Origin of the sequence: Brenneria roseae subsp. americana (genome assembly GCF_003115815.1) — a bacterium.
Lineage (GTDB): Bacteria > Pseudomonadota > Gammaproteobacteria > Enterobacterales > Enterobacteriaceae > Brenneria > Brenneria roseae.
Map to the genome: position 1 here is coordinate 1 of NZ_QDKJ01000007.1, position 20,506 is coordinate 20,506.

The following is a 20,506-nucleotide window of genomic DNA, read 5'->3' on the forward strand; positions in this document are numbered from 1 at the left end:
AAGCGATTGAGTGCGTTTTTTTTCAACAGTTCGCCGGGAAAGGCAGCGTTATGGGACTTTTTTGGCCGCTAACTGCGCGAATTCCTGTGTGAATCGCGTTACCTGCTGCCAATCCGTGTATTCGATTTCTTTACTACTGTCAGTTTCTCCCCCCGTCATCCTCATAATGAGTTGAATCATTACACGATCGAACCAGCGATAACGCGGGTAACGCAGCGCACCAGCAAAAACGCCGCACAGGTCCGGCTGCCAGGGCGAGTTCAACAGGAATTTACGCGTATAAGCGTTCGTCTGAATTGAACGCTTCTCCGGTTTACGGGCAGTTAGATTGACAGAAAAAAAAGCGCTGGGCATATGTTGTAAGGATGCAAGATTCTGACGAATGAACCGATTAACCACGGGATTAAACCGACCATACCGAACAGAAGCGCCGATCAGAATACAATCATATTTAGTCAAATCAATATTATGCGCACTGAGTAAACTAATGACATCACACTCCAACGCCCCCTTTAAGGCATTGGCAATATAAGAGGCTATTGCTCTTGTTTGCCCATCCTTACTCGAGAACAAAATTAACGCTTTCATCACCCTATTCCTTGCCGCTTTATTCACGCCAGAATGTTGGCGTAAACAAGACTAAAAGAGTAAACACTTCCAAACGTCCGAACAGCATTGTCAGGATCAAAATCCACTTCGCAGCATCATTCATGGAGGTGAAGTTATCGGCCACCGCGCCCAGACCCGGCCCCAGATTATTCAACGTCGCCGAGACAGCCGCAAACGCAGAGAAATCATCAACACCGGTAGCGATGACGGCCAACATACTGACGATGAAAACCAGCGCATAGGCGGAGAAAAATCCCCATACGGCTTCCAGTATCCTTTCGGGCAAGGCTCGATGGCCCAATTTTATCGTGTAAACCGCATTAGGGTGCACCAATCGCTTCAACTCACGCGAACCCTGCAGGAAAAGCAGCAGAATACGAATAACTTTCAATCCCCCGCCGGTAGATCCCGCGCAGCCACCAATAAAAGCGGAGCATAGCAGAAGTACGGGTAAAAACAGGGGCCATGAAGCAATGCTATCTGTCATGAAACCTGCCGTCGTCGCCATGGAAACAACCTGAAAAAACGCCTGATTCAGCGTTTGCATACTGCTGGCATAAACATTGTGAAACCACAGTACAACGGTACATACCGCAACCAAGGACATCTGGACAAAAATGAACATGCGGAATTCAGGATCTCGCCAATAAACACGAAGACTGCGTCCACTCAATACCGCAAAGTGCAGACCGAAGTTACAGCCGGAGATCAACAAGAAGACGGCAATAATGGTATTAATCGTTGGGCTATTAAAATAGCCGATACTCGTGTCATGGGTAGAAAAACCGCCTACCGACACCGTTGAAAAACTGTGGCCAATCGCGTCAAAAATCGGCATGCCAGCCAGCCACAGTGATGTGGCACAGGCAATGGTGAGTAACAAATAGATTAGCCATAGTGTTTTTGCGGTATCGGCAATCCTCGGACGCATTTTGTTATCTTTCAACGGGCCCGGCATTTCTGCGCGATAAAGCTGCATACCACCAACGCCCAAAATAGGCAAAATGGCGACCGCCAGAACGATAATCCCCATACCGCCGAACCATTGCAACATCTGCCGATAGAAGAGGATTGCCTTGGGCAGTGAATCCAGCCCCACCAGTGTGGTCGCCCCTGTCGTCGTCAGGCCGGAAAAAGACTCGAAAAAAGCATCCGTTACGCCAAGGTTAGGATGTTCTGCAAATAGAAAAGGCAGAGCCCCGACGCTGCCGAGCACGGTCCAAAACAGGACAACAATCAGGAATCCCTCACGGGATTTCAGCTCATGCCGTTGCTTCCGGTTAGGCAGCCAAAGTATTACCCCGATAGCCAGTGCGGCAAGAAATGTCTGGGTGAAAGCCCGGCCGGCGCCATCACGATAAATTAAGGCCACTAATCCGGGGATAAACATTGTCCCGGAAAAAAGGATAACCAGCAGGCCCACAATTCGGGTTATGGCACGCAAATGCATTGCAGAAAATTCCTTAGTGATTCATAAAACAGCGCTGGGATTACTGTGAAATTGGCAATAAATGCAACGCACCACGGCTCAGATCGCGCAATCTCACCGTCGCTTCCTCTACCCTTCGGACAGGAATAGACAAACGCAGTGTCACTTCCGCACCATATTCACTATGCAGGATTTGCCCACCGAGCTGATATATCAGCGTTTCAATCTGAGCCAGCAATGCATAGTCACAGCGTAAACCGTATTCTTTCTGTAATATTTTCTCTTGCAGCGGCACCAGCTTCAAAGCCTGTTGAACACCGCCGCCGTAGGCCTTCACTAACCCGCCAGTACCCAACTGTATCCCACCGTAGTAACGAACGACGACAGCGGTAATTTCTCCAATACCGCTTCCCATCAGCTGCGCCAGCATCGGCTTGCCTGCTGTTCCTGAAGGTTCGCCGTCATCAGAAAAACCAAGCTGCTGAGAATCATCCGGCGCGCCTGCCACAAACGCCCAGCAGTGATGGCCTGCGGCAGGATGCCATTCTCTTACCTGTTGAACAAAGCCTTTTGCAGCATCACCTCCCTGCGTAGGCGCCAGCATGGTAATAAAACGGCTCTTCTTGATTTCCTCACTGAAACTCACAGGCTCAATGGGGACCTTATAGCTCTGCATCAGGCCAGGTTCTGATCGCGAGTCATGTTTTCAACCCGCTTTTCATGAATGACGATATTATCTTCAATGCGGATACCGCCAAACGGTTTTAATGCATCAATCTTCCGCCAGTCGAAATGCTGGCTGAATGCACCGGCACGCCAGGGCTCAAGCAACGATTCAATGAAATAAATACCGGGTTCGATGGTCAATACCATGCCAGGTTCAAGAATCCGGGTGCAACGCAGATAGGGATGCTGAGAAGGGGCCGCTAAGTGAGTGCCGTAGTCATCCTGCATAAAGCCGGCTACGTCATGGACCTGTAACCCTAAAGGATGCCCTAATCCATGTGGAAAGAAGGGCGTCGTCAGTCCGTTTTCCACTATCGCTTCTTCACTGATTCCCTGAATCAACTGATGTGATTTCAGCAAATTCGCAATACGTTGGTGCATTTGCAGATGATAATCGGTATAGCGGACGCCAGCCTGAACGGTATCGATCAAACCCAGCTGTTCCTGATTCAGATCTTTCATCAACGCGGCAAACGCATTATCGCTCAGGGAAGAATACGTACGGGTCAAATCAGCCGCATAACCATTATATTCAGTCCCCGCATCAATCAGAAAACTGCGAACTTCTGACGGAACCTGCTGTTCCAACTGGGTGTAATGCAGCACCGCGGCATGCTCATTCAGCGCGATAATATTGCTGTAAGGCACATCGGTATCACGATGACCCGTCGCCGTCAGGTAGGCCAGATTGATATCAAACTCACTCATGCCGGACAGAAAAGCCTCATGCGCGGCGCGATGTCCCACAACCGCAGTTTTCTGAGCCTCCTTCATGCAGGCCAGTTCATAGTCCGTTTTATAAGCACGGTGATAATGCAGATAATCCAGCACGCCTTGAGGGTTGATATTTTCCGCCCGGATGCCCAGATCCACCGCACGCTGTGGGGTATAGCCAATATAGGCCACACGTTGACGCGAAGCCGGAAGCTGCTTTCCGATCTCATCGGCGTGACGCAAAACCGAGATGTCTACGTCGTTCGTCCAGAAACTGTCTGGTACGGGTGCGACGTTATGCCAGTAGTCGACCGGCGAATAGAACCACAGTTTTGGCGGATTAACACCGTCCACCCATAGCCAGCAATGGGGTACCTGTGTGACCGGAACCCAAGCTTTAAACTGCGGATTGACCTTAAAAGGATAGTCGTGATCGTCCAGAAATACAGTCAAGAGCTCGCCAGAGTGAATTAACAACGCATCAAGCTGATGACGTTCCAGAACGGCCTGCGTACGCTGCTGCAAAGTAGCCAGATGGTGGTGATATAAAGAAGCCAGCTTTTCCATGGGTATCCCCGTTCGTCACAACACGATTTTCATCACAACACAATTTTCCATTTTAACACAGCCATGACTCAACGGCAGTGTCCGGTGCTTTGTGATCCTACCGACAAAAAATTAATCTTTCATTTGCAAATAATTAACATTATAACCACAATTCGATCATCTGGTCGTACCAGATCGTTTACACTGAATCCGGAGATCAACATGCTTTATCAAGGTGAAAACCTCTACCTTCGCTGGTTTGAAGATGGCATCGCTGAGTTGGTATTTGCTGCCTCAGGTCCCGTCAATAAGTTAGATACCCGCACGGTTGCCAGCCTGGGTAAAGCGCTCGACGTTCTGGCGGAACAAAAATCACTGAAAGGGTTGTTATTACGCTCGGACAAGCCTGCGTTTATTGTCGGTGCAGACATTACAGAGTTTCTCTCTTTGTTTGCCGCCCCGGCCGACAAACTTCATGAGTGGCTAACCTTTGCGAACAGTATTTTCAATCGCCTGGAGGATTTACCGGTGCCCACGCTGTCCGCCATTAATGGTTATGCTCTTGGCGGTGGCTGTGAATGTGTACTGGCTACCGATTTTCGCATCGCGGCCACCGGTCTACGCATAGGTTTGCCTGAGACCAAGCTGGGCATTATGCCGGGTTTTGGTGGAACCGTTCGGTTGCCACGCCTGTTGGGAGCCGACAGTGCATTGGAAATTATTGCCGCAGGCAAAGATATCGGCGCAGACGAGGCATTGAAGATAGGTTTGGTACAGGCTGTCGTCGCAGAGGAAAAACTTCACTCCGCCGCCCTGAAAATATTGCAGCAGGCTATCAAGGGCGATCTCGACTGGCAAGCCTATCGACGCCCCAAACTTGAAGCATTAACGCTGAGCAAGATTGAAGCAAGCATGGTTTTTGCCACGGCGAAAGCCGTGGTGCTGCAAACCGCAGGTAAGCATTACCCTGCGCCCATGACGGCGGTGAAAACCATTGAAGCCGCAGCATCCATGACGCGCGATGCCGCGTTACAGCTTGAAACGCAAAACTTTGTCCCGTTGGCTCGTTCAGATGCTGCCCGCGCGCTGGTTGGTATTTTCCTTAACGATCAGTATGTAAAAGGTAAAGCGAAAAAGCTCGTCGGCGATCTATCGCCCCCGAAGCAGGCTGCCGTATTGGGAGCGGGGATTATGGGCGGAGGGATTGCCTATCAATCGGCGTATAAAGACGTCCCGATTCGCATGAAAGATATCGATGAGAAGCCGCTCGCTCTCGGCATGAACGAAGCCGCGAAGCTGCTGAATAAACAGCTGGAACGCGGCAAGCTGGATGGCGTGAAAATGGCGCGGATACTCGCTAATATTCACCCAACGCTGGATTATGCCGGTTTTGATCGCATGGACATGGTGGTTGAAGCCGTTGTTGAAAACCCGAAAGTGAAAGCCAGCGTGCTGGCCGAAACCGAATCTCACGTCAATCCGCATACCGTACTGGCTTCCAACACATCAACCATCCCCATTGCACAGCTGGCTACGTCATTAAAACGGCCACAGAACTTTTGCGGTATGCACTTCTTTAACCCTGTTCACCGTATGCCGCTGGTAGAAATTATTCGTGGCCCGCAAACAGATGAAAAAACCATTGCCCGCGTGGTGGCTTACGCCAGCAAAATGGGAAAAACGCCCATTGTCGTCAACGACTGCCCTGGCTTCTTTGTTAACCGCGTGCTGTTTCCCTACTTTGCCGCGTTCAGTTTGCTAATGCGCGACGGCGCGGATTTCCGTGAAATTGACAAAGTTATGGAGAAGCAATTCGGTTGGCCGATGGGGCCAGCCTACCTGCTGGATGTGGTTGGCATTGATACCGCTCATCATGCACAGGCCGTGATGTCGCAAGGGTTCCCACAGCGCATGGCAAAAGACTATCGCGATGCTATCGACGTACTGTTCGACAATCAGCGATTTGGTCAGAAAAATGGTCAGGGTTTCTATCGCTATCAGACCGACAATAGCGGAAAACAACGTAAAGCGCTGGACGAAAACGTCGAGAATTTACTGTCCACGGTCAGCCAACCAAGAAAAAATTTCAGCGCGGAAGAGATCATTGCCCGGATGATGATCCCCATGATTAACGAAGTGGCGCGCTGTCTGGAGGAAGGCATTGTCGATAGCCCGGCTGAAGCCGATATGGCATTGGTATATGGGCTCGGTTTCCCGCCGTTCCATGGCGGAGCATGCCGCTATCTGGATACACTCGGCAGCGCCCGCTATCTGGAAATGGCGCAGCAACTATCATCGCTTGGGCCACTCTATCAGGTTCCTGACGGACTGAAGCAAAAAGCCAAAGGCAATGAAAGTTATTATCCATCGGTCGCGCCACACGCGGACGTTTCCCAGGGGCAACCGGCATGAGGGCAAAAAATATGGAAAATGTAGTCATTGTTGATGCCGTGCGCACCCCCATGGGACGATCCAAGGGCGGCGCGTTCCGTCAGGTACGGGCTGAAGACTTATCTGCCCATCTGATGCGCAGCCTGCTTGGCCGGAATCCGGCGCTGGAGGCCGCCAGCATTGATGATATTTACTGGGGATGCGTACAACAAACACTGGAACAAGGCTTCAATGTTGCCCGCAATGCTGCATTGCTGGCAGAAATTCCGGCGACCGTTCCTGCCACGACCGTGAACCGGCTATGTGGTTCATCCATGCAGGCATTGCATGACGCGGCTCGCGCCATTATGGTCGGCGATGCCCATGTCTGCCTGGTTGGCGGTGTTGAGCATATGGGACACGTTCCCATGAATCATGGCGTGGATTTCCATCCCGGACTTGGCCGAACCACCGCCAAAGCGGCGGGTATGATGGGCCTGACCGCCGAAATGCTGGCTCGCATGCACAGTATCAGCCGGGAAATGCAGGATCAGTTTGCCGCACGTTCCCATCAGAGAGCTGACCGTGCAACAAAATCGGGGGCTTTTCACCATGAAATCGTGCCAACCTCCGGACATGATGCCGATGGTGTTTTACAGCGCTTTGATTATGACGAAGTCATTCGGCCGGAAACCAGCGTTGCCGGTCTGGCCGCGTTAAAACCCGCGTTTGATCCCGTCAACGGTACGGTAACGGCCGGCAGTTCGTCCGCCTTGTCCGATGGCGCTTCAGCCATGTTAATCATGAGCGAATCACATGCGGCGTCATTGGGGTTAACGGTTCGAGCACGAATCCGGGCAATGGCCGTCGTCGGCTGCGATCCTTCCGTTATGGGATACGGCCCGGTACCCGCAACCAGGCTGGCACTGAAACGAGCCGGACTGAGTTTGTCAGATATTGGACTTTTTGAGCTGAATGAGGCTTTCGCCGCGCAAACCTTGCCCTGTATTAAAGATCTGGGGCTACTGGAACAGTTGGACGAGAAGGTCAACCTCAACGGTGGCGCTATTGCGCTCGGTCACCCGCTGGGCTGCTCAGGAGTCCGAATATCGACCACGCTTATCAACCTCATGGAACGTCGCGATATTCAGTTCGGTGTGGCAACGATGTGCATTGGATTGGGACAGGGTATTGCTACGATTTTTGAACGCGCTTGAGCCAGCCGGCAATACATACCTTATAAAAAATCCCGCTGATGACAGGCGGGATTTTTATGCTTGCAGATCAGGGTGATATTTTTAAATAAACGAAAACGCATCGCTGAACATGTGTGCGGCCAGCGCACCGCGTTCATTGCAGAAACGTTCCCGCGCAATTTTCGCCATTTCAAAGCGGCCGGCAATATAAATATCCTGATCGGCTAATGAACCGTAGTCCTGCAATACCGCGCTTAACACCGTACCGGTTCGGCCATTCCAGCCATCTTCAGGCTGCTCAACAACGGGGATCACCCGCAGGTTAGGATGCTGTGCCGTCAGTTTTTCCAGCTCGGCAAGGTCATAGAGGTGCTTACTCTCTCTCCCTCCCCAGTAAATTGAAACATCGCGTTCAGGTTGCTGCGCCAATGCCGTAAGCAGAATAGAGCGGGCATATGAAAAACCGGTTCCGCCGGCAATCAGCACTAACGGTCGCTGACTGTCTTCCCGCAGCCAGGCTTCACCATGCGGAATATCCACCGTCAGCGCTTTCTCTTTAAGAATACGCTCCATCACCGCCATCGCGTAAAGATTAAGCTCAGACGCACCAATGTGTAGCTCAATGAAATTCTGTTCCATCGGCGTAGATGCCAACGAGAAAGGACGCTTGTCACGATCGCCCATCACAACCATCAGATACTGACCTGCACGGAAAGAAAAAGGTGCCTCAGGTAACAAGCGAACACGATAAACCGTATCGGTTATGGCTTCTACCGAAGTCACTTTACAGCTCAATGTTGTCATGCATTCCCTCTGTAGGGTCATAAAAGCAAAACTGAGAACAGAGCAACAGCCACTTAGCGCCGGGGTTCTCTGTCACTAAAAATAGCAAGCTCATCCCATATGGCATCAACGCGGGCGCATACCTGTGGGTCTTTCTTGATCGGATGTCCCCACTCACGCTGCGTTTCGCCCGGCCATTTATTGGTGGCGTCCAGTCCCATTTTGGAACCTAAACCGGAAACGGGTGAGGCAAAATCCAGGTAGTCTATCGGTGTATTTTCCACTAATACCGTATCGCGTGCCGGATCCATGCGCGTTGTGATCGCCCAGATTACATCTTTCCAGTCGCGGGCATTAATGTCATCGTCACAGACAATAACAAACTTCGTGTACATAAACTGCCGCAAAAAAGACCAAACGCCCATCATGACGCGTTTCGCATGTCCGGCGTACTGCTTCTTCATGGTAACGACCGCCAGACGATAAGAGCAACCCTCCGGAGGCAAATAAAAATCGACGATTTCAGGAAACTGCTTTTGCAGAATGGGGACGAATACTTCGTTTAGCGCCACACCCAATACTGCCGGTTCATCCGGCGGACGCCCCGTATAGGTGGAGTGATAAATTGCATCATGCCGCTGGGTAATATGCGTTACCGTAAACACGGGGAAATTGTCGACCTCATTGTAATAACCGGTATGATCGCCGTACGGCCCTTCCGGCGCCATTTCTCCCGCTTCAATATAGCCTTCCAAAACGATTTCCGCACTGGCAGGCACTTCCAGATCGTTAGACAGGCATTGCACGACTTCGGTTTTATGGCCACGCAGTAAACCGGCAAAAGCATATTCAGATAAGGTATCCGGTACCGGGGTAACGGCTCCCAGGATGGTCGCCGGATCGGCGCCCAACGCGACGGAAACAGGAAAACGCTGCCCTGGATTTGCCTGACACCATTCCTGAAAATCCAGTGCGCCGCCGCGATGCGATAACCAGCGCATAATCAGCTTGTTTTTCCCCAACACCTGCTGCCGGTAAATGCCCAGATTCTGCCGCTCTTTATGAGGCCCGCGAGTCACGGTCAGTCCCCAGGTAATGAGCGGCGCCACGTCTTCCGGCCAGCATTGCATGATGGGTATCCGGCTCAAGTCAACGTCATCACCTTGCCAAACCTGTTCCTGACACGGCGCGGACGATAACCGCTTAGTGGGCATATTCAACACCTGACGGAATTTCGGCATGTTATCCACCAGATCGCGAAACCCTTTTGGCGGCTCAGGCTCTTTCAAAAATGCCAGCAGTTTCCCGACGTCACGCAGGGCGCTGACATCTTCCTGCCCCATCCCGAGCGCGACCCGCTTCGGCGTGCCAAATAAATTGCACAGCACAGGCATGGCATAGCCCTTCGGGTTTTCAAACAACAATGCCGGGCCCTCCGCTCTCAGGGTACGATCGGCGATTTCCGTCATTTCAAGATAGGGATCAATGGGCTGGCTAATGCGTTTCAATTCACCCCTCTCTTCCAGCAGCGAGAGGAATTCGCGTAAGTCACGGTATTTCATGCTGATCATCGGGGCAGTCTGTTGAGGCTGATCATTATAAAGTCTCTTCTCCAGCCTGTCGCTGCTTAGTGCGGCTATTTATGACCGTCGCAAACGATGTTTAAAATCGCTCACGACGATTTTTATTACGGGCCTGCTTTTGCTATGCTTGCCCGTCATAATCATAAGTCTGCAAAATCATGGAAGCCTGGTACTTACTGTATTGTAAACGTGGTCAACTGCTACGGGCGAAAGAGCATCTTGAACGTCAGGATGTCGCCTGCATGAGTCCCATGATCACACTGGATAAAATGGTGCGTGGTAAACGTACCGAGGTTTGCGAACCGCTCTTTCCGAACTATCTGTTTATCGCGTTCGATCCCGAGCGAATCCACACCACCACAATCAGCGCCACACGTGGCGTAAGCAATTTCGTGCGATTTGGTAATGTGCCGGCCATCATTCCCCAGCAGGTGATAGACGATCTGTCATTATATCCAATGCAGGGGATTACCGATCCTCATACCCCACAGCCGGGCGATGAAGTGCTGATTACCGATGGGATTTTTAGCGGTCTGCACGCGATCTATACTGAACCAGATGGCGAGGCCCGTTCTATGCTGTTGTTGAATCTGTTGAATAAGCAGGTTCGGCAAAGTATTGATAATCGGCAATTCCAGAAAATGTAATCTCAGCAGAGCGGCAGTACGCCGCTCTGTCATCGCCCTATCAGCGCTGTAAATGCTGATCGTGCAGCCACTGTGCGACACGCTTGGCAAAGTAGGTCAGTACCCCATCCGCCCCCGCGCGTTTAAAACACAGCAACGATTCCATGACGACCGGCTGCTCCTGTAGCCAGCCATTTTGAATGGCCGCCATATGCATCGCATATTCACCAGAAACCTGATAGGCAAACGTCGGCACGCCGAACGACTCCTTCACGCGACGCACCACATCCAGATAAGGCATACCGGGCTTGACCATCACCATATCCGCCCCTTCCTGAAGATCCTGTGCGATTTCCTGCAAGGCCTCATCACTGTTGGCGGGGTCCATTTGATAGGTTTTCTTATTGCCGCCTTTCAGATTACCCGCGGAACCCACGGCGTCCCGAAACGGGCCGTAATAACAGGAGGCATATTTGGCCGAATACGCCATAATCTGTGTATTAATCAGGTTCTGCGCTTCCAGCGTCTCACGGATTGCGCCAATCCGTCCGTCCATCATATCGCTGGGCGCGACAATTTCAGCGCCTGCCTCTGCATGTGATAACGCCTGTCTGACCAGGATCTCCTTGGTGACATCGTTAATCACATAGCCTTCTCCATCAATGATGCCGTCCTGCCCGTGGGTGGTATAAGGATCGAGCGCCACATCCGTCAGCAAACCCAACTCCGGCACGGCGTCTTTCAGGGCGCGAACGGCTCGCTGAACCAGACCATCATGGTTATAGGCTTCTTCGGCATGTAACGATTTTTTATCCGCCTCAATAACCGGAAACAGCGATAAAACAGGAATACCCAATTTAGCGATCGCTTCCGCTTCCTGTAGCAACACATCAATCGACATTCTGAAAACCCCCGGCATAGAGGGAACTTCCTGTCGTTGGTTCGAACCTTCCATAACAAAGACCGGATAAATCAGATCATTGACCGTCAGGTGATGCTCAGCAACAAGACGACGGCTGAAATCATGACGACGGAGACGACGCATGCGGCGTCCGGGGAAAGTGCCGGGAAAAGCATTGCTCATATAATTATTCTCCTGAATCAAGCCAACCGGAAAACCCGGCGAGCATTTTCATCTGTTTTCTGCCCCAGCCATAGGGCGTCTTCTTCACGCCAACCTGCGACCTGATGGACGATATGTGGCAAAAAACAGGGTTCGTTACGACGAGATGCAGGCTTAGGATTTAAATCCCGGGGTAACAAATAGGGTGCATCGGTTTCCAATAACAACCGATCTGCTGGAATATGTTTTAGCAGCGAACGCAGCTCAAGGCCCCGACGCTCATCGCAGACCCAACCGGTAATGCCAACCATTAATCCCGCAGCGAGGCATTCGTCAAGTTCGGCGCGATTGCCGGTAAAACAATGAACGACAGCGGCCGGGAGTTTGCTGATCCAGGGCTTGAGTAAGGCAAGAAAGCGAGAATGCGCGTCACGGCAATGCAGGAATACGGGCAAGGAGAGTTCGGCAGCCAATGCTAATTGAGCGCTGAACGCGAACTCCTGATCGGCAGGCGTTGAGAAATTTCGGTTGAAGTCGAGCCCGCATTCACCGATTGCAACCACACAATCCGATTGCGCCATACCATAAACCTGCTCGGCGGCGGATTCATCCCAGCGGCTGGCATCATGGGGATGGACGCCCGCCGTCGACCAGCAGTATGTTGGATATTGCTCTGTCAGCGCCAGAGCCTGACGGCTTTCCTCAATATTTGTCCCTGTAATCAGCATACCGCTGACGCCAGACTGTTTTGCGCGCGCGACAACCTGCTCCCGGTCTTTCGCAAACTGAGAACTGGTTAAATTGACTCCGATATCAAACATTGGCTACTTACCTCGCGACGGTAGCACCGCTACCAAGGCGAACAAAAAACAAAACCTCTCAAAGAGAGGTCATTTCCTTTCCCAAATACAGGAAGAGCCACCTTATGGCGAAGGCTCTTCAGTTTCAGCACGACGCCCTTTTCCCACATAAAACCGGGAGAAAAATACGCCGATTTCAAACAGCAGGTACATGGGAATCGCCAACAGCGTCTGAGAAAATACATCCGGCGGCGTCAACACCATGCCAACGATAAAAGCACCGACCAGTATATAGGGTCGTTTCTTCTTCAGATCGTCCGGGGTAATCACACCGCTCCAGCATAGCAACACAATGGCGATGGGCACTTCAAACGACACGCCAAAGGCCATAAAGAGCGCCATGACAAAATCGAGATAATTGTTGATATCCGTCGCAATCAGAACCCCCTCAGGCGCGGTTTTAGCAAAGAAGCCAAACGCCAGAGGGAACACAACAAAGTAGGCAAATGCCATACCTGCGTAGAATAGTAGACTGCTGGAAACCAGCAAAGGTATCATCAGGCGGCGTTCATGTTTGTACAATGCCGGGGCAACGAATGCCCAGACCTGATACAACACCAACGGAGCGGAGACAAACACCGATACAATCATCGTCAGCTTTATAGGCGTGAAAAACGGCGAGGCGACATCGGTGGCAATCATGCTGGCTCCCGCCGGGAGTTGCGCAATCAGCGGAGCGGAAACCATCTGATAAATGTCATTGGCAAAATACACCAGACAAAAGAACACCACCAGTATGCAAATAATACTGTTCAGTAACCGTTTACGCAGCTCGATCAGGTGGCTAATCAGCGGTTGAGTATCTTCAGCAGCCATAAACTAACGATCATCACTTGTTTGGTGGGGAGAAACAGCAAGAGGCTGTTCAGATTTTGGCGTGTTCTCTGCAATCGGCGCAGCCGTAGCCGGGTTGATTTCCGGAACCTGGCTCTCTGAGGTTGATGAGGGGGCGTTTTCAACCTCAATCACACCATCGTGAATCGCTTCCGGATCGTTCAGCGGCTGGCTTGTTGACGGCTGTGCCGCATTCCCCTCATCGGTCGGCGATTTTGCATAACCGCGCTTCATTGCCTCAGCCGCTTCCTTGAGTTCATCCATGGACGCTTTCAGTTCCGGCGACAAATTTTGCAGGCTGGCTTTTTCCACCTTCTTCAGGCTTTCCTGCAACTCCTGCAATTTCAATTCCTGCGACAACTCGTTCTGAACCGTAGACGCCAGCGAACGCAGTGTTCTAATCCAGTTAGCCACCGTTCTTACCGCTACGGGCAAACGTTCAGGCCCAAGAACAACCAGGCCTATCACCATGACCAGCAACAGTTCACCAAACCCGATATCAAACACAGATTATACCTGCTCTTTGTGCTGGCTCTTTGCGTCGTCCTGCTTCGTTTCAGACTGTTTTTCTGCGATCGACTTGGTCGCAAAATCCGCATCCTGTTCCGTCTTATCCGTATTGGCAGACGGCTGCTCATCACCCATGGCTTTTTTAAAACCTTTGATGGATGCACCCAGATCTGAACCCAACGTTCTCAGCTTGTTGGTACCAAACAGCAATACGACGATTACCGCAATAATCAACAAGTTCCAAATACTAATGCCACCCATATCGTTTACCTCTTTCAAAAAAAGGGATCATAAAATTACCATCATTATAGTAAGGTAATCCTGCTAGCATCATGATCTGCTTCAACGAGTTCGACGCCAGCCAATAATCCAGGCGACAATTCCCGCCGCCATCAATCCCGAAGGGACGATATCGGCTTCAACATGGCTCACCAGTAACACCGTACCACTGATCAGTAGCGTTGCGCCAATACCCAACAGATAACGGGACTGTCCTTGACGAACATGCTGAGTTCGCAATTCATTGGCAAGCTTGTCTACACTCTGTTTCAACATCTTGTGCTGCCGTAAACCGTCATAAAATAATTCCGGGATTTCTGGCAGTTTCTCCGCCCAAAACGGGGCTTTTTCTTTTAAGGCACGGATCACCGCCGGTAACCCGACCTGTTCTTTCAGCCAGGTTTCCAGGAACGGTTTTGCCGTCTTCCAAAGATCAAGCTGGGGATAGAGCTGCCGTCCGATCCCTTCGATATACAGCAAGGTTTTCTGCAACAGCACCAACTGCGGCTGTACTTCCATGTTAAAACGGCGGGCAGTATTAAAGAGGTTCAATAATACATGACCGAATGAAATTTCCGCTAATGGCTTTTCAAAAATGGGCTCACAAACAGTACGAATTGCAAACTCAAAATCTTCAACGTTGGTATCCGCAGGTACCCAGCCGGAATCCACATGCAGTTCGGCGACTTTACGATAATCCCGGTTAAAGAAGGCGATAAAGTTCTCTGCCAGATAGCGTTTGTCTTCTTTGTTCAGCGAACCAACAATACCGCAATCGATCCCGATATACTGCGGATCTTCAGGATGCTCGTGGTTGATAAAGATATTGCCGGGGTGCATGTCCGCATGAAAAAAGCTGTCACGGAACACCTGAGTGAAGAAGACCTGTACGCCACGTTCCGCCAGAAGCTGCATATTGGTGCCATTGGCTGTCAGGGCCTCAATATCAGAAACCGGAATACCGTAAATACGCTCCATGACCAGCATGCTTTCGCTACAGTAATCCGGATACACTTCCGGGATGTACAGCATCGGGCTTTCTTCAAAATTTCGTCTCAACTGAATCGCATTCGCCGCTTCACGCAACAAATTAAGCTCATCAAGCAAGGTTTTTTCATATTCCTGCACCACTTCCCGCGGACGAAGGCGCCGTCCATCGGGCAACAGTCTCGGCAACCAGCCAGCCAATCGTTTCATCAAGCGCATATCGGCCCTGATGACGGGTAAAATATCGGGCCGGATAACCTTAATAACAATTTCTTTCCCCGTACTTTTCAGACGGGCGGTATGTACCTGTGCTATCGAAGCGGACGCCAGCGGTTTGATGTCAAAATCATCGAACCAACTTTCCAACGGAACGCCTCCCATCGACAGCTCGATCTGCTGGCGCGCCAGCCGGCCATCAAAAGGTTCAACGCGGTCTTGCAGCATAGCCAGTTGGTCGGCAATCGCGGGTGGAAACAGATCGCGTCGCGTCGACATCATCTGACCAAATTTGATCCAGACCGGACCCAGCTCCTGTAGAGCCAACCGCAAACGTTCTCCCAATGGCATATTGCGGTGACGGTTTGGCAACCAGAACAACAGGCGGCGGCCAAAACGCAGCGGTATCGTCAGCCGCATTTTAGGAATCAGCTCATCCAGACCGTAGCTCAGCAAAACGCGAACGATGCTGTAAAGGCGAATCAGCTCACCAGGCATCATCGTAAGGTCTCCAACTTCGCCAGCCGTTCAGACAATCGTTCGGCTGATGTCTCCAGGGCGGTGATTTCATCATGAAGCCAGGCATTTTCAAGTTTACCCGGCGCTAAACGCCACTCTTCCGTGATCGTCTCTGATAACACATGTTGCTGTCTGCACAAGGTACGGCTGAATAAACTCAGCGTTTTTTGCGCCGTCTGGCTTAGGCCCTGAGCAACAATGTCCCCCACATAGGGTGCAAGCCATTCCGCAGGATCAAACTCAGCTAAATCAAGCAGCACAATAAATTGCTGAGCAACCTGAATATCTCCCTCGATCACCAGGTCGCCGCTGCGCATCAGGGCTGACAGGTTCTGGCGATCGCGCAGTTTCATCAGCACGGACAGACGGGTCTTGAGCTGGCAGTCTGCCGGCTCCTCCCATTGGCTTATCACATCGAGCCGCTGCTCACTGAAAACCAGAACCAAAGGCGCGTCCAGTTCAGACAACTCGATTTGCAGCGTTTTCCCCTGTAGGCGCTGACGGGGCGCTTTCATACTGCGGTCGCGAAACAACAGCTGATTCAGCGCTGTTTCCAGCGTGGCAGTCAGGACAGACGTTATCAGCATTGGCATTTCCAATCAGAATTTAAAACCACGGTGCAGCGCCACAATTCCGCCAGTCAGATTGAAATAATTCACATCGTCAAAACCGGCGTCGCTCATCATTCCCTTCAGCGTTTCCTGATCGGGATGCATACGAATGGATTCCGCCAGATAACGATAGCTACCGGCATCGCTCGCCACCATTTCACCGATTCTCGGCAGGATATGGAATGAATAGATGTCGTAAACCTTGCTTAACGGCTTCAGCGTCGGCTTGGAGAATTCCAGCACCAACAGGCGTCCACCCGGCTTCAGCACACGGTACATGGAACGCAGCGCTTTGTTTTTGTCCGTTACGTTACGTAAACCAAAAGAGATGGTAATACAGTCAAAGAAATTGTCAGGGAACGGCAACTCTTCCGCGTTTGCCTGCACATAGCTGATATTATTGATGATGCCCTTGTTGCGCAGTTTCTCACGCCCCACTTTCAGCATCGAAGCATTAATATCGGCCAACACCACTTCGCCTTCGTCCCCCACCATACGGGAGAATTTTGCTGTCAAATCGCCCGTACCGCCAGCAACATCCAGGACACGCTGACCACGCCGCACGCCGCTGCACTCGACAGTAAAACGTTTCCAGATACGATGAATACCGAAGGACATCAGGTCATTCATCAAATCGTATTTTGCTGCTACAGAATGAAAAACATCAGCCACCATGACTTCTTTTTCATCCTTGGCGACAGTACGAAAACCAAAGTCGGTTGTTTTCTCCTGCTCATTAGCCATTTTATCCGCCTACTCTTTCAGTCAAATCGGGTCTACCTAATTAGTGGGAAGAGTGTAACAGACCCGTATAAAAAGCCCACCGCCTAATGCCTATCGGTTAAGGATTCACCGTAGCGTAAAAGTACCGTACAACGCCCAATGGGGTTGCAAGCCACTCAATTTTCTTTCATATCGGCTTTTGCAGGCAGATTCTCCGCATCCATACCGTCAGGCGCCGCAGCCAACGTATCCTGAACCGCATTTTCATGTGCCGTTGCCTGCTCCGCCAGGGAAGGGCTGATTGAACGTTTGATTTCCACGCCCAGATGACGAAACCCCTCCGCCTGACCAATGAGATTACCACGCCCGGAGGAAAGTTTATTCATTGACTGACGATAGCTGCCCTGTGCTTTATCAAGGCTTTGCCCCAATGTTTCCATGTCATCCACAAATAAACGCAGTTTATCGTACAGCCGTGACGCCCGTTCAGCGATCTGCTGTGCATGACGACTCTGCTGCTCATAGCGCCACAGATTATTAATGGTGCGCAACGCGACCAGCAACGTCGTCGGGCTAACCAACATAATATTGTGCTTTAGCGCCTCGCTGATCAACTCTGGCTGCCGATCGATCGCGACCAGAAAAGCCGGTTCGACGGGAATAAACATCAGCACATAGTCCAGAGAACGTAGCCCCGGCAGTTGCTGATAATCTTTACTGCCCAGCATGCGGATATGACCGCGAACAGAAAGCAAATGTTCATTCAGTGCCGCCAGGCGATCGGCGTCATCCTCACTATTGAAGTAGCGTTCATAGGCCACCAGCGACATTTTGGCATCAATGACCACATCTTTCCCCTGAGGCAAACGTACAATCACATCAGGTTGCATGCGGCTGTTAGTGCCGGTCTGTACACTGACCTGAGTCTGATACTCATAGCCTTCACGCAAGCCGGAAGCTTCCAGTACGCGGCTTAATACCACCTCGCCCCAGTTACCCTGTGTCTTATTGTCTCCTTTCAGGGCTTTGGTCAGATTGATGGCTTCGCGCGCCATCTGGGCATTCAGCTGTTGCAGATTACGGATTTCATGCGCCAGCGTATGCCGTTCACGAGCTTCTGCACCAAAACTGTCCTGTACCTGACGACGAAACCCATCAAGCTGTTCGCGCAGCGGCATCAGCAGACGATCCAGACTTTGTTTGTTTTGTTCGTCCACTTTGCGACCGCTGTGTTCAAAAATACGGTTAGCCAGATTCTCGAACTGGGTCGTCAGGCGTTGTTCGCTGTTCGCCAGCAACCGCTGTTTTTCCTCCGCGGCCATGCGGGTTTCTTCCAGCCGGATGGTGACTTCCCGCAGTTCGGCTTCCTGTGCGCGGTTAATCTCCCGCAGCGTCCGCAGTTCCTGATTTAACTGGCCGCATTCGTCACGCAGTTGCCCCAGCTGTTGCAGTTTTTCATGACTGGCCGACAGTTGGGCGTGTACGTTGCGTAGTTCCAGCTCGTTTTGCCGCAACCGTTGCTCGTCCTGTTGCTGAGCCTGCCGGCTCTCCTCCAGCAATGTCTGCGTTTGCTGCAGCGTCTGTTCCAGCAGGCGTTGTTCGGTGTCATGACGGGACAATCGCTGTTGTTGCGTCAGGCTGGCAATCAGCCAGCCCACCAGCAAGCCGACAGATCCCCCGCCCAGTCCATAAAATATACTGATATCCACAATGCCTCCGCAGCATCTACCTCTGTGCGTCAAGGTAAAATGATACTGTATGGATGTCCAGAGACAATTCGGGCTACGGGAACGTTTGGCAAGAAATTCGGTGAAAAATGCGAACAGCCTTCAAGGCAATCGATGAAATATTTCAGGCCGGTACATTTACCGGCCTGAAAGTATGAATGACGGGTACGAATCAGCTCAGACGTTGCTTCGCATCACCAATGGCTTTCGCCACCTGCTGCGGGGATACACCACCCTGTGCGGCGCGTTTGTCCAGACAGGATTGCAGCGACAGGATCGGATAGACATCATCCGCGATAACTGGACTGAACTTCTGTAAGTCAGCCAACGATAGCGCTTCCAGCGCCTTGCCCTGACGAATGGCTTCTACCACCGCCTCGCCGACAATATGGTGAGCTTCGCGGAACGGCACGCCTTTAGCGACCAGATAGTCAGCCAGTTCCGTCGCATTGGCGTAACCCTGCTCCGCCGCTTCCTGGCAGCGCGGCCGTTTCACCTGAATCCCCTCCAGAACCAGACCCGCCATCATCAGGCAGTCATGCCAGGTATCCAGCGAATCGAACAGGCCTTCCTTGTCTTCCTGCATGTCCTTGTTATACGCCAGCGGCAACCCTTTCAGCGTCATCATCATGCCGGTTAACGCGCCCTGAACACGGCCACATTTGCCGCGAATCAGCTCCAGCGCATCCGGATTTTTCTTCTGTGGCATCAGCGATGAGCCGGACGTCACACGGTCAGAAAGCTCAACGAACGCCGCTTCACCGCTGTTAAAGAAAATCAGGTCTTCGGCGAAACGGGACAAATGCACCATGCCGATTGAGGCGTCAGACAGGAGTTCCAACACATGATCGCGGTCGGATACCGTATCCAGACTATTCCGCGTCGCACAGGCAAATCCCAGCCAGCCAGCCAGTTGTTCGCGATCAATCGGATAGGCAGTGCCCGCCAACGCGCCACATCCTAACGGACTGACGTCCAGGCGCTTCAACGTATCTTCCAGACGGCTTTCATCACGTAGCAGCATTTCATGGTAGGCCAGACACCAGTGAGCAAACGTCACCGGCTGGGCCCGTTGCAGGTGGGTATAACCCGGCATCACCGCATCCTGATTCGCTTGCGCGGTGGTCACCAGCGCCTGACGCAGCTGACGCACCGCCAGCAGCAGCTCGGCAATCTGCGCTTTACACCACAGTTTCAGATCCGTTGCGACCTGATCGTTACGGCTGCGCCCCGTATGCAGCTTCTTGCCCAGATCGCCGACTTTGTCAATCAGACGCTGTTCAACCCAACTATGAATATCTTCCGCATCACTTTGCAGGATCATTTCCGGGTCAGCCTGTACTTCAACCAGCAGCGCATTCAATGCCTGTTCCAGTTGCTGCTGCTCCTGCTCGCTGAGCACATTGACGGTCACTAACGCTTTCGACCAGCCAACCGAGCCGATGATGTCCTGCTCTGCCAGACGGTAATCAAACCGCAGTGAGTCATTGAACTGTTTAAACCGTTGATCTGCTGCCTGACTGAACCGACCGCCCCACAAAGCCATAACCATTACTCCAAGAATTCAAATAAATACGAGTATCGCATCATGCCAT

19 protein-coding genes are annotated in these 20,506 nt (G+C 51.7%); 3 read left to right on the forward strand and 16 right to left on the reverse strand.

Annotated features, from left to right (window positions below; genetic code table 11):
- Positions 1–48: 48 nt before the first annotated feature.
- Genes hemG through pepQ form a run of 4 tightly spaced genes read right to left on the reverse strand, consistent with a single transcriptional unit; the run spans position 49 to position 4,045 of the window.
- Positions 49–588, reverse strand: coding sequence for a menaquinone-dependent protoporphyrinogen IX dehydrogenase (hemG, locus tag B4923_RS10200; protein WP_109054260.1), 540 nt, complete (start codon positions 586–588; stop codon positions 49–51).
- A 19-nt stretch (positions 589–607) separates the two neighbouring features.
- Positions 608–2,059, reverse strand: a complete 1,452-nt coding sequence (trkH, locus tag B4923_RS10205) for a Trk system potassium transporter TrkH (protein WP_109054261.1) — start codon at positions 2,057–2,059, stop codon at positions 608–610.
- Between the two features lie 40 nt (positions 2,060–2,099).
- On the reverse strand, positions 2,100–2,714 hold the full coding sequence (locus B4923_RS10210) for an IMPACT family protein (RefSeq protein ID WP_109054262.1): 615 nt from the start codon (positions 2,712–2,714) through the stop codon (positions 2,100–2,102).
- Entirely contained in the window at positions 2,714–4,045 is a 1,332-nt protein-coding gene (gene pepQ / locus B4923_RS10215; RefSeq protein ID WP_109054263.1) for a Xaa-Pro dipeptidase, read from the reverse strand. Before pepQ ends, B4923_RS10210 begins: the two co-directional genes overlap by 1 nt.
- Before the next feature lie 201 nt (positions 4,046–4,246).
- Here pepQ and fadB point away from each other — a divergent pair, with 201 nt between their 5' ends.
- Positions 4,247–6,436, forward strand: a complete 2,190-nt coding sequence (gene fadB / locus B4923_RS10220; RefSeq protein WP_109054264.1) for a fatty acid oxidation complex subunit alpha FadB — start codon at positions 4,247–4,249, stop codon at positions 6,434–6,436.
- Between the two features lie 11 nt (positions 6,437–6,447).
- Positions 6,448–7,611, forward strand: coding sequence for an acetyl-CoA C-acyltransferase FadA (fadA, locus tag B4923_RS10225; RefSeq protein WP_109054472.1), 1,164 nt, complete (start codon positions 6,448–6,450; stop codon positions 7,609–7,611).
- 81 nt (positions 7,612–7,692) lie between these two features.
- On the opposite strand, the gene fre is transcribed toward fadA, so the two are convergent.
- Positions 7,693–8,394, reverse strand: a complete 702-nt coding sequence (fre, locus tag B4923_RS10230; RefSeq protein ID WP_109054265.1) for an NAD(P)H-flavin reductase — start codon at positions 8,392–8,394, stop codon at positions 7,693–7,695.
- A gap of 53 nt (positions 8,395–8,447) precedes the next feature.
- Positions 8,448–9,944, reverse strand: coding sequence for a 4-hydroxy-3-polyprenylbenzoate decarboxylase (ubiD, locus tag B4923_RS10235; protein WP_109054266.1), 1,497 nt, complete (start codon positions 9,942–9,944; stop codon positions 8,448–8,450).
- 170 nt (positions 9,945–10,114) lie between these two features.
- Between ubiD and rfaH the strand changes: the two genes are divergently transcribed.
- Positions 10,115–10,603, forward strand: coding sequence for a transcription/translation regulatory transformer protein RfaH (gene rfaH, locus B4923_RS10240; RefSeq protein ID WP_109054267.1), 489 nt, complete (start codon positions 10,115–10,117; stop codon positions 10,601–10,603).
- A 40-nt stretch (positions 10,604–10,643) separates the two neighbouring features.
- Here the strand turns inward: rfaH and hemB are convergent, their stop codons facing one another.
- The 10 genes from hemB to argH form a co-directional block, all read right to left on the reverse strand.
- Complete coding sequence (gene hemB, locus B4923_RS10245) at positions 10,644–11,666, reverse strand: porphobilinogen synthase (RefSeq protein WP_109054268.1); 1,023 nt, start codon at positions 11,664–11,666, stop codon at positions 10,644–10,646.
- Positions 11,667–11,683: 17 nt separating this feature from the next.
- Entirely contained in the window at positions 11,684–12,466 is a 783-nt protein-coding gene (tatD, locus tag B4923_RS10250; RefSeq protein ID WP_109054269.1) for a 3'-5' ssDNA/RNA exonuclease TatD, read from the reverse strand.
- Positions 12,467–12,568: 102 nt separating this feature from the next.
- Positions 12,569–13,321, reverse strand: a complete 753-nt coding sequence (tatC, locus tag B4923_RS10255) for a Sec-independent protein translocase subunit TatC (RefSeq protein ID WP_109054270.1) — start codon at positions 13,319–13,321, stop codon at positions 12,569–12,571.
- Between the two features lie 3 nt (positions 13,322–13,324).
- Positions 13,325–13,846 (reverse strand): Sec-independent protein translocase protein TatB, encoded by a 522-nt coding sequence (tatB, locus tag B4923_RS10260; protein ID WP_109054271.1) that lies wholly within the window; start codon positions 13,844–13,846, stop codon positions 13,325–13,327.
- A gap of 3 nt (positions 13,847–13,849) precedes the next feature.
- Positions 13,850–14,110, reverse strand: coding sequence for a Sec-independent protein translocase subunit TatA (gene tatA, locus B4923_RS10265; protein ID WP_109054272.1), 261 nt, complete (start codon positions 14,108–14,110; stop codon positions 13,850–13,852).
- Between the two features lie 81 nt (positions 14,111–14,191).
- Positions 14,192–15,832, reverse strand: coding sequence for a ubiquinone biosynthesis regulatory protein kinase UbiB (gene ubiB / locus B4923_RS10270; RefSeq protein WP_109054273.1), 1,641 nt, complete (start codon positions 15,830–15,832; stop codon positions 14,192–14,194).
- Positions 15,829–16,437: a ubiquinone biosynthesis protein UbiJ gene (gene ubiJ, locus B4923_RS10275; RefSeq protein ID WP_109054274.1), complete on the reverse strand. Its 609-nt coding sequence runs from the start codon at positions 16,435–16,437 to the stop codon at positions 15,829–15,831. The genes ubiB and ubiJ overlap by 4 nt, the downstream gene beginning before the upstream one ends.
- 12 nt (positions 16,438–16,449) lie before the next feature.
- Positions 16,450–17,205, reverse strand: coding sequence for a bifunctional demethylmenaquinone methyltransferase/2-methoxy-6-polyprenyl-1,4-benzoquinol methylase UbiE (gene ubiE, locus B4923_RS10280; protein WP_109054275.1), 756 nt, complete (start codon positions 17,203–17,205; stop codon positions 16,450–16,452).
- A 155-nt stretch (positions 17,206–17,360) separates the two neighbouring features.
- Entirely contained in the window at positions 17,361–18,893 is a 1,533-nt protein-coding gene (gene rmuC / locus B4923_RS10285) for a DNA recombination protein RmuC (protein ID WP_109054276.1), read from the reverse strand.
- A gap of 190 nt (positions 18,894–19,083) precedes the next feature.
- Positions 19,084–20,457: an argininosuccinate lyase gene (gene argH, locus B4923_RS10290; RefSeq protein WP_109054277.1), complete on the reverse strand. Its 1,374-nt coding sequence runs from the start codon at positions 20,455–20,457 to the stop codon at positions 19,084–19,086.
- Between the last annotated feature and the right edge of the window lie 49 nt (positions 20,458–20,506).

Excerpts from the sequence above, each read along its gene's own strand:
- hemG (WP_109054260.1), bottom strand. The coding sequence starts at position 588 with ATGAAAGCGTTAATTTTGTTCTCGAGTAAGGATGGGCAAACAAGAGCA.
- trkH (WP_109054261.1), bottom strand. The coding sequence starts at position 2,059 with ATGCATTTGCGTGCCATAACCCGAATTGTGGGCCTGCTGGTTATCCTT.
- B4923_RS10210 (WP_109054262.1), bottom strand. The coding sequence starts at position 2,714 with ATGCAGAGCTATAAGGTCCCCATTGAGCCTGTGAGTTTCAGTGAGGAA.
- pepQ (WP_109054263.1), bottom strand. The coding sequence starts at position 4,045 with ATGGAAAAGCTGGCTTCTTTATATCACCACCATCTGGCTACTTTGCAG.
- fadB (WP_109054264.1), top strand. The coding sequence starts at position 4,247 with ATGCTTTATCAAGGTGAAAACCTCTACCTTCGCTGGTTTGAAGATGGC.
- fadA (WP_109054472.1), top strand. The coding sequence starts at position 6,448 with ATGGAAAATGTAGTCATTGTTGATGCCGTGCGCACCCCCATGGGACGA.
- fre (WP_109054265.1), bottom strand. The coding sequence starts at position 8,394 with ATGACAACATTGAGCTGTAAAGTGACTTCGGTAGAAGCCATAACCGAT.
- ubiD (WP_109054266.1), bottom strand. The coding sequence starts at position 9,944 with ATGATCAGCATGAAATACCGTGACTTACGCGAATTCCTCTCGCTGCTG.
- rfaH (WP_109054267.1), top strand. The coding sequence starts at position 10,115 with ATGGAAGCCTGGTACTTACTGTATTGTAAACGTGGTCAACTGCTACGG.
- hemB (WP_109054268.1), bottom strand. The coding sequence starts at position 11,666 with ATGAGCAATGCTTTTCCCGGCACTTTCCCCGGACGCCGCATGCGTCGT.
- tatD (WP_109054269.1), bottom strand. The coding sequence starts at position 12,466 with ATGTTTGATATCGGAGTCAATTTAACCAGTTCTCAGTTTGCGAAAGAC.
- tatC (WP_109054270.1), bottom strand. The coding sequence starts at position 13,321 with ATGGCTGCTGAAGATACTCAACCGCTGATTAGCCACCTGATCGAGCTG.
- tatA (WP_109054272.1), bottom strand. The coding sequence starts at position 14,110 with ATGGGTGGCATTAGTATTTGGAACTTGTTGATTATTGCGGTAATCGTC.
- ubiB (WP_109054273.1), bottom strand. The coding sequence starts at position 15,832 with ATGATGCCTGGTGAGCTGATTCGCCTTTACAGCATCGTTCGCGTTTTG.
- ubiJ (WP_109054274.1), bottom strand. The coding sequence starts at position 16,437 with ATGCTGATAACGTCTGTCCTGACTGCCACGCTGGAAACAGCGCTGAAT.
- ubiE (WP_109054275.1), bottom strand. The coding sequence starts at position 17,205 with ATGGCTAATGAGCAGGAGAAAACAACCGACTTTGGTTTTCGTACTGTC.
- argH (WP_109054277.1), bottom strand. The coding sequence starts at position 20,457 with ATGGCTTTGTGGGGCGGTCGGTTCAGTCAGGCAGCAGATCAACGGTTT.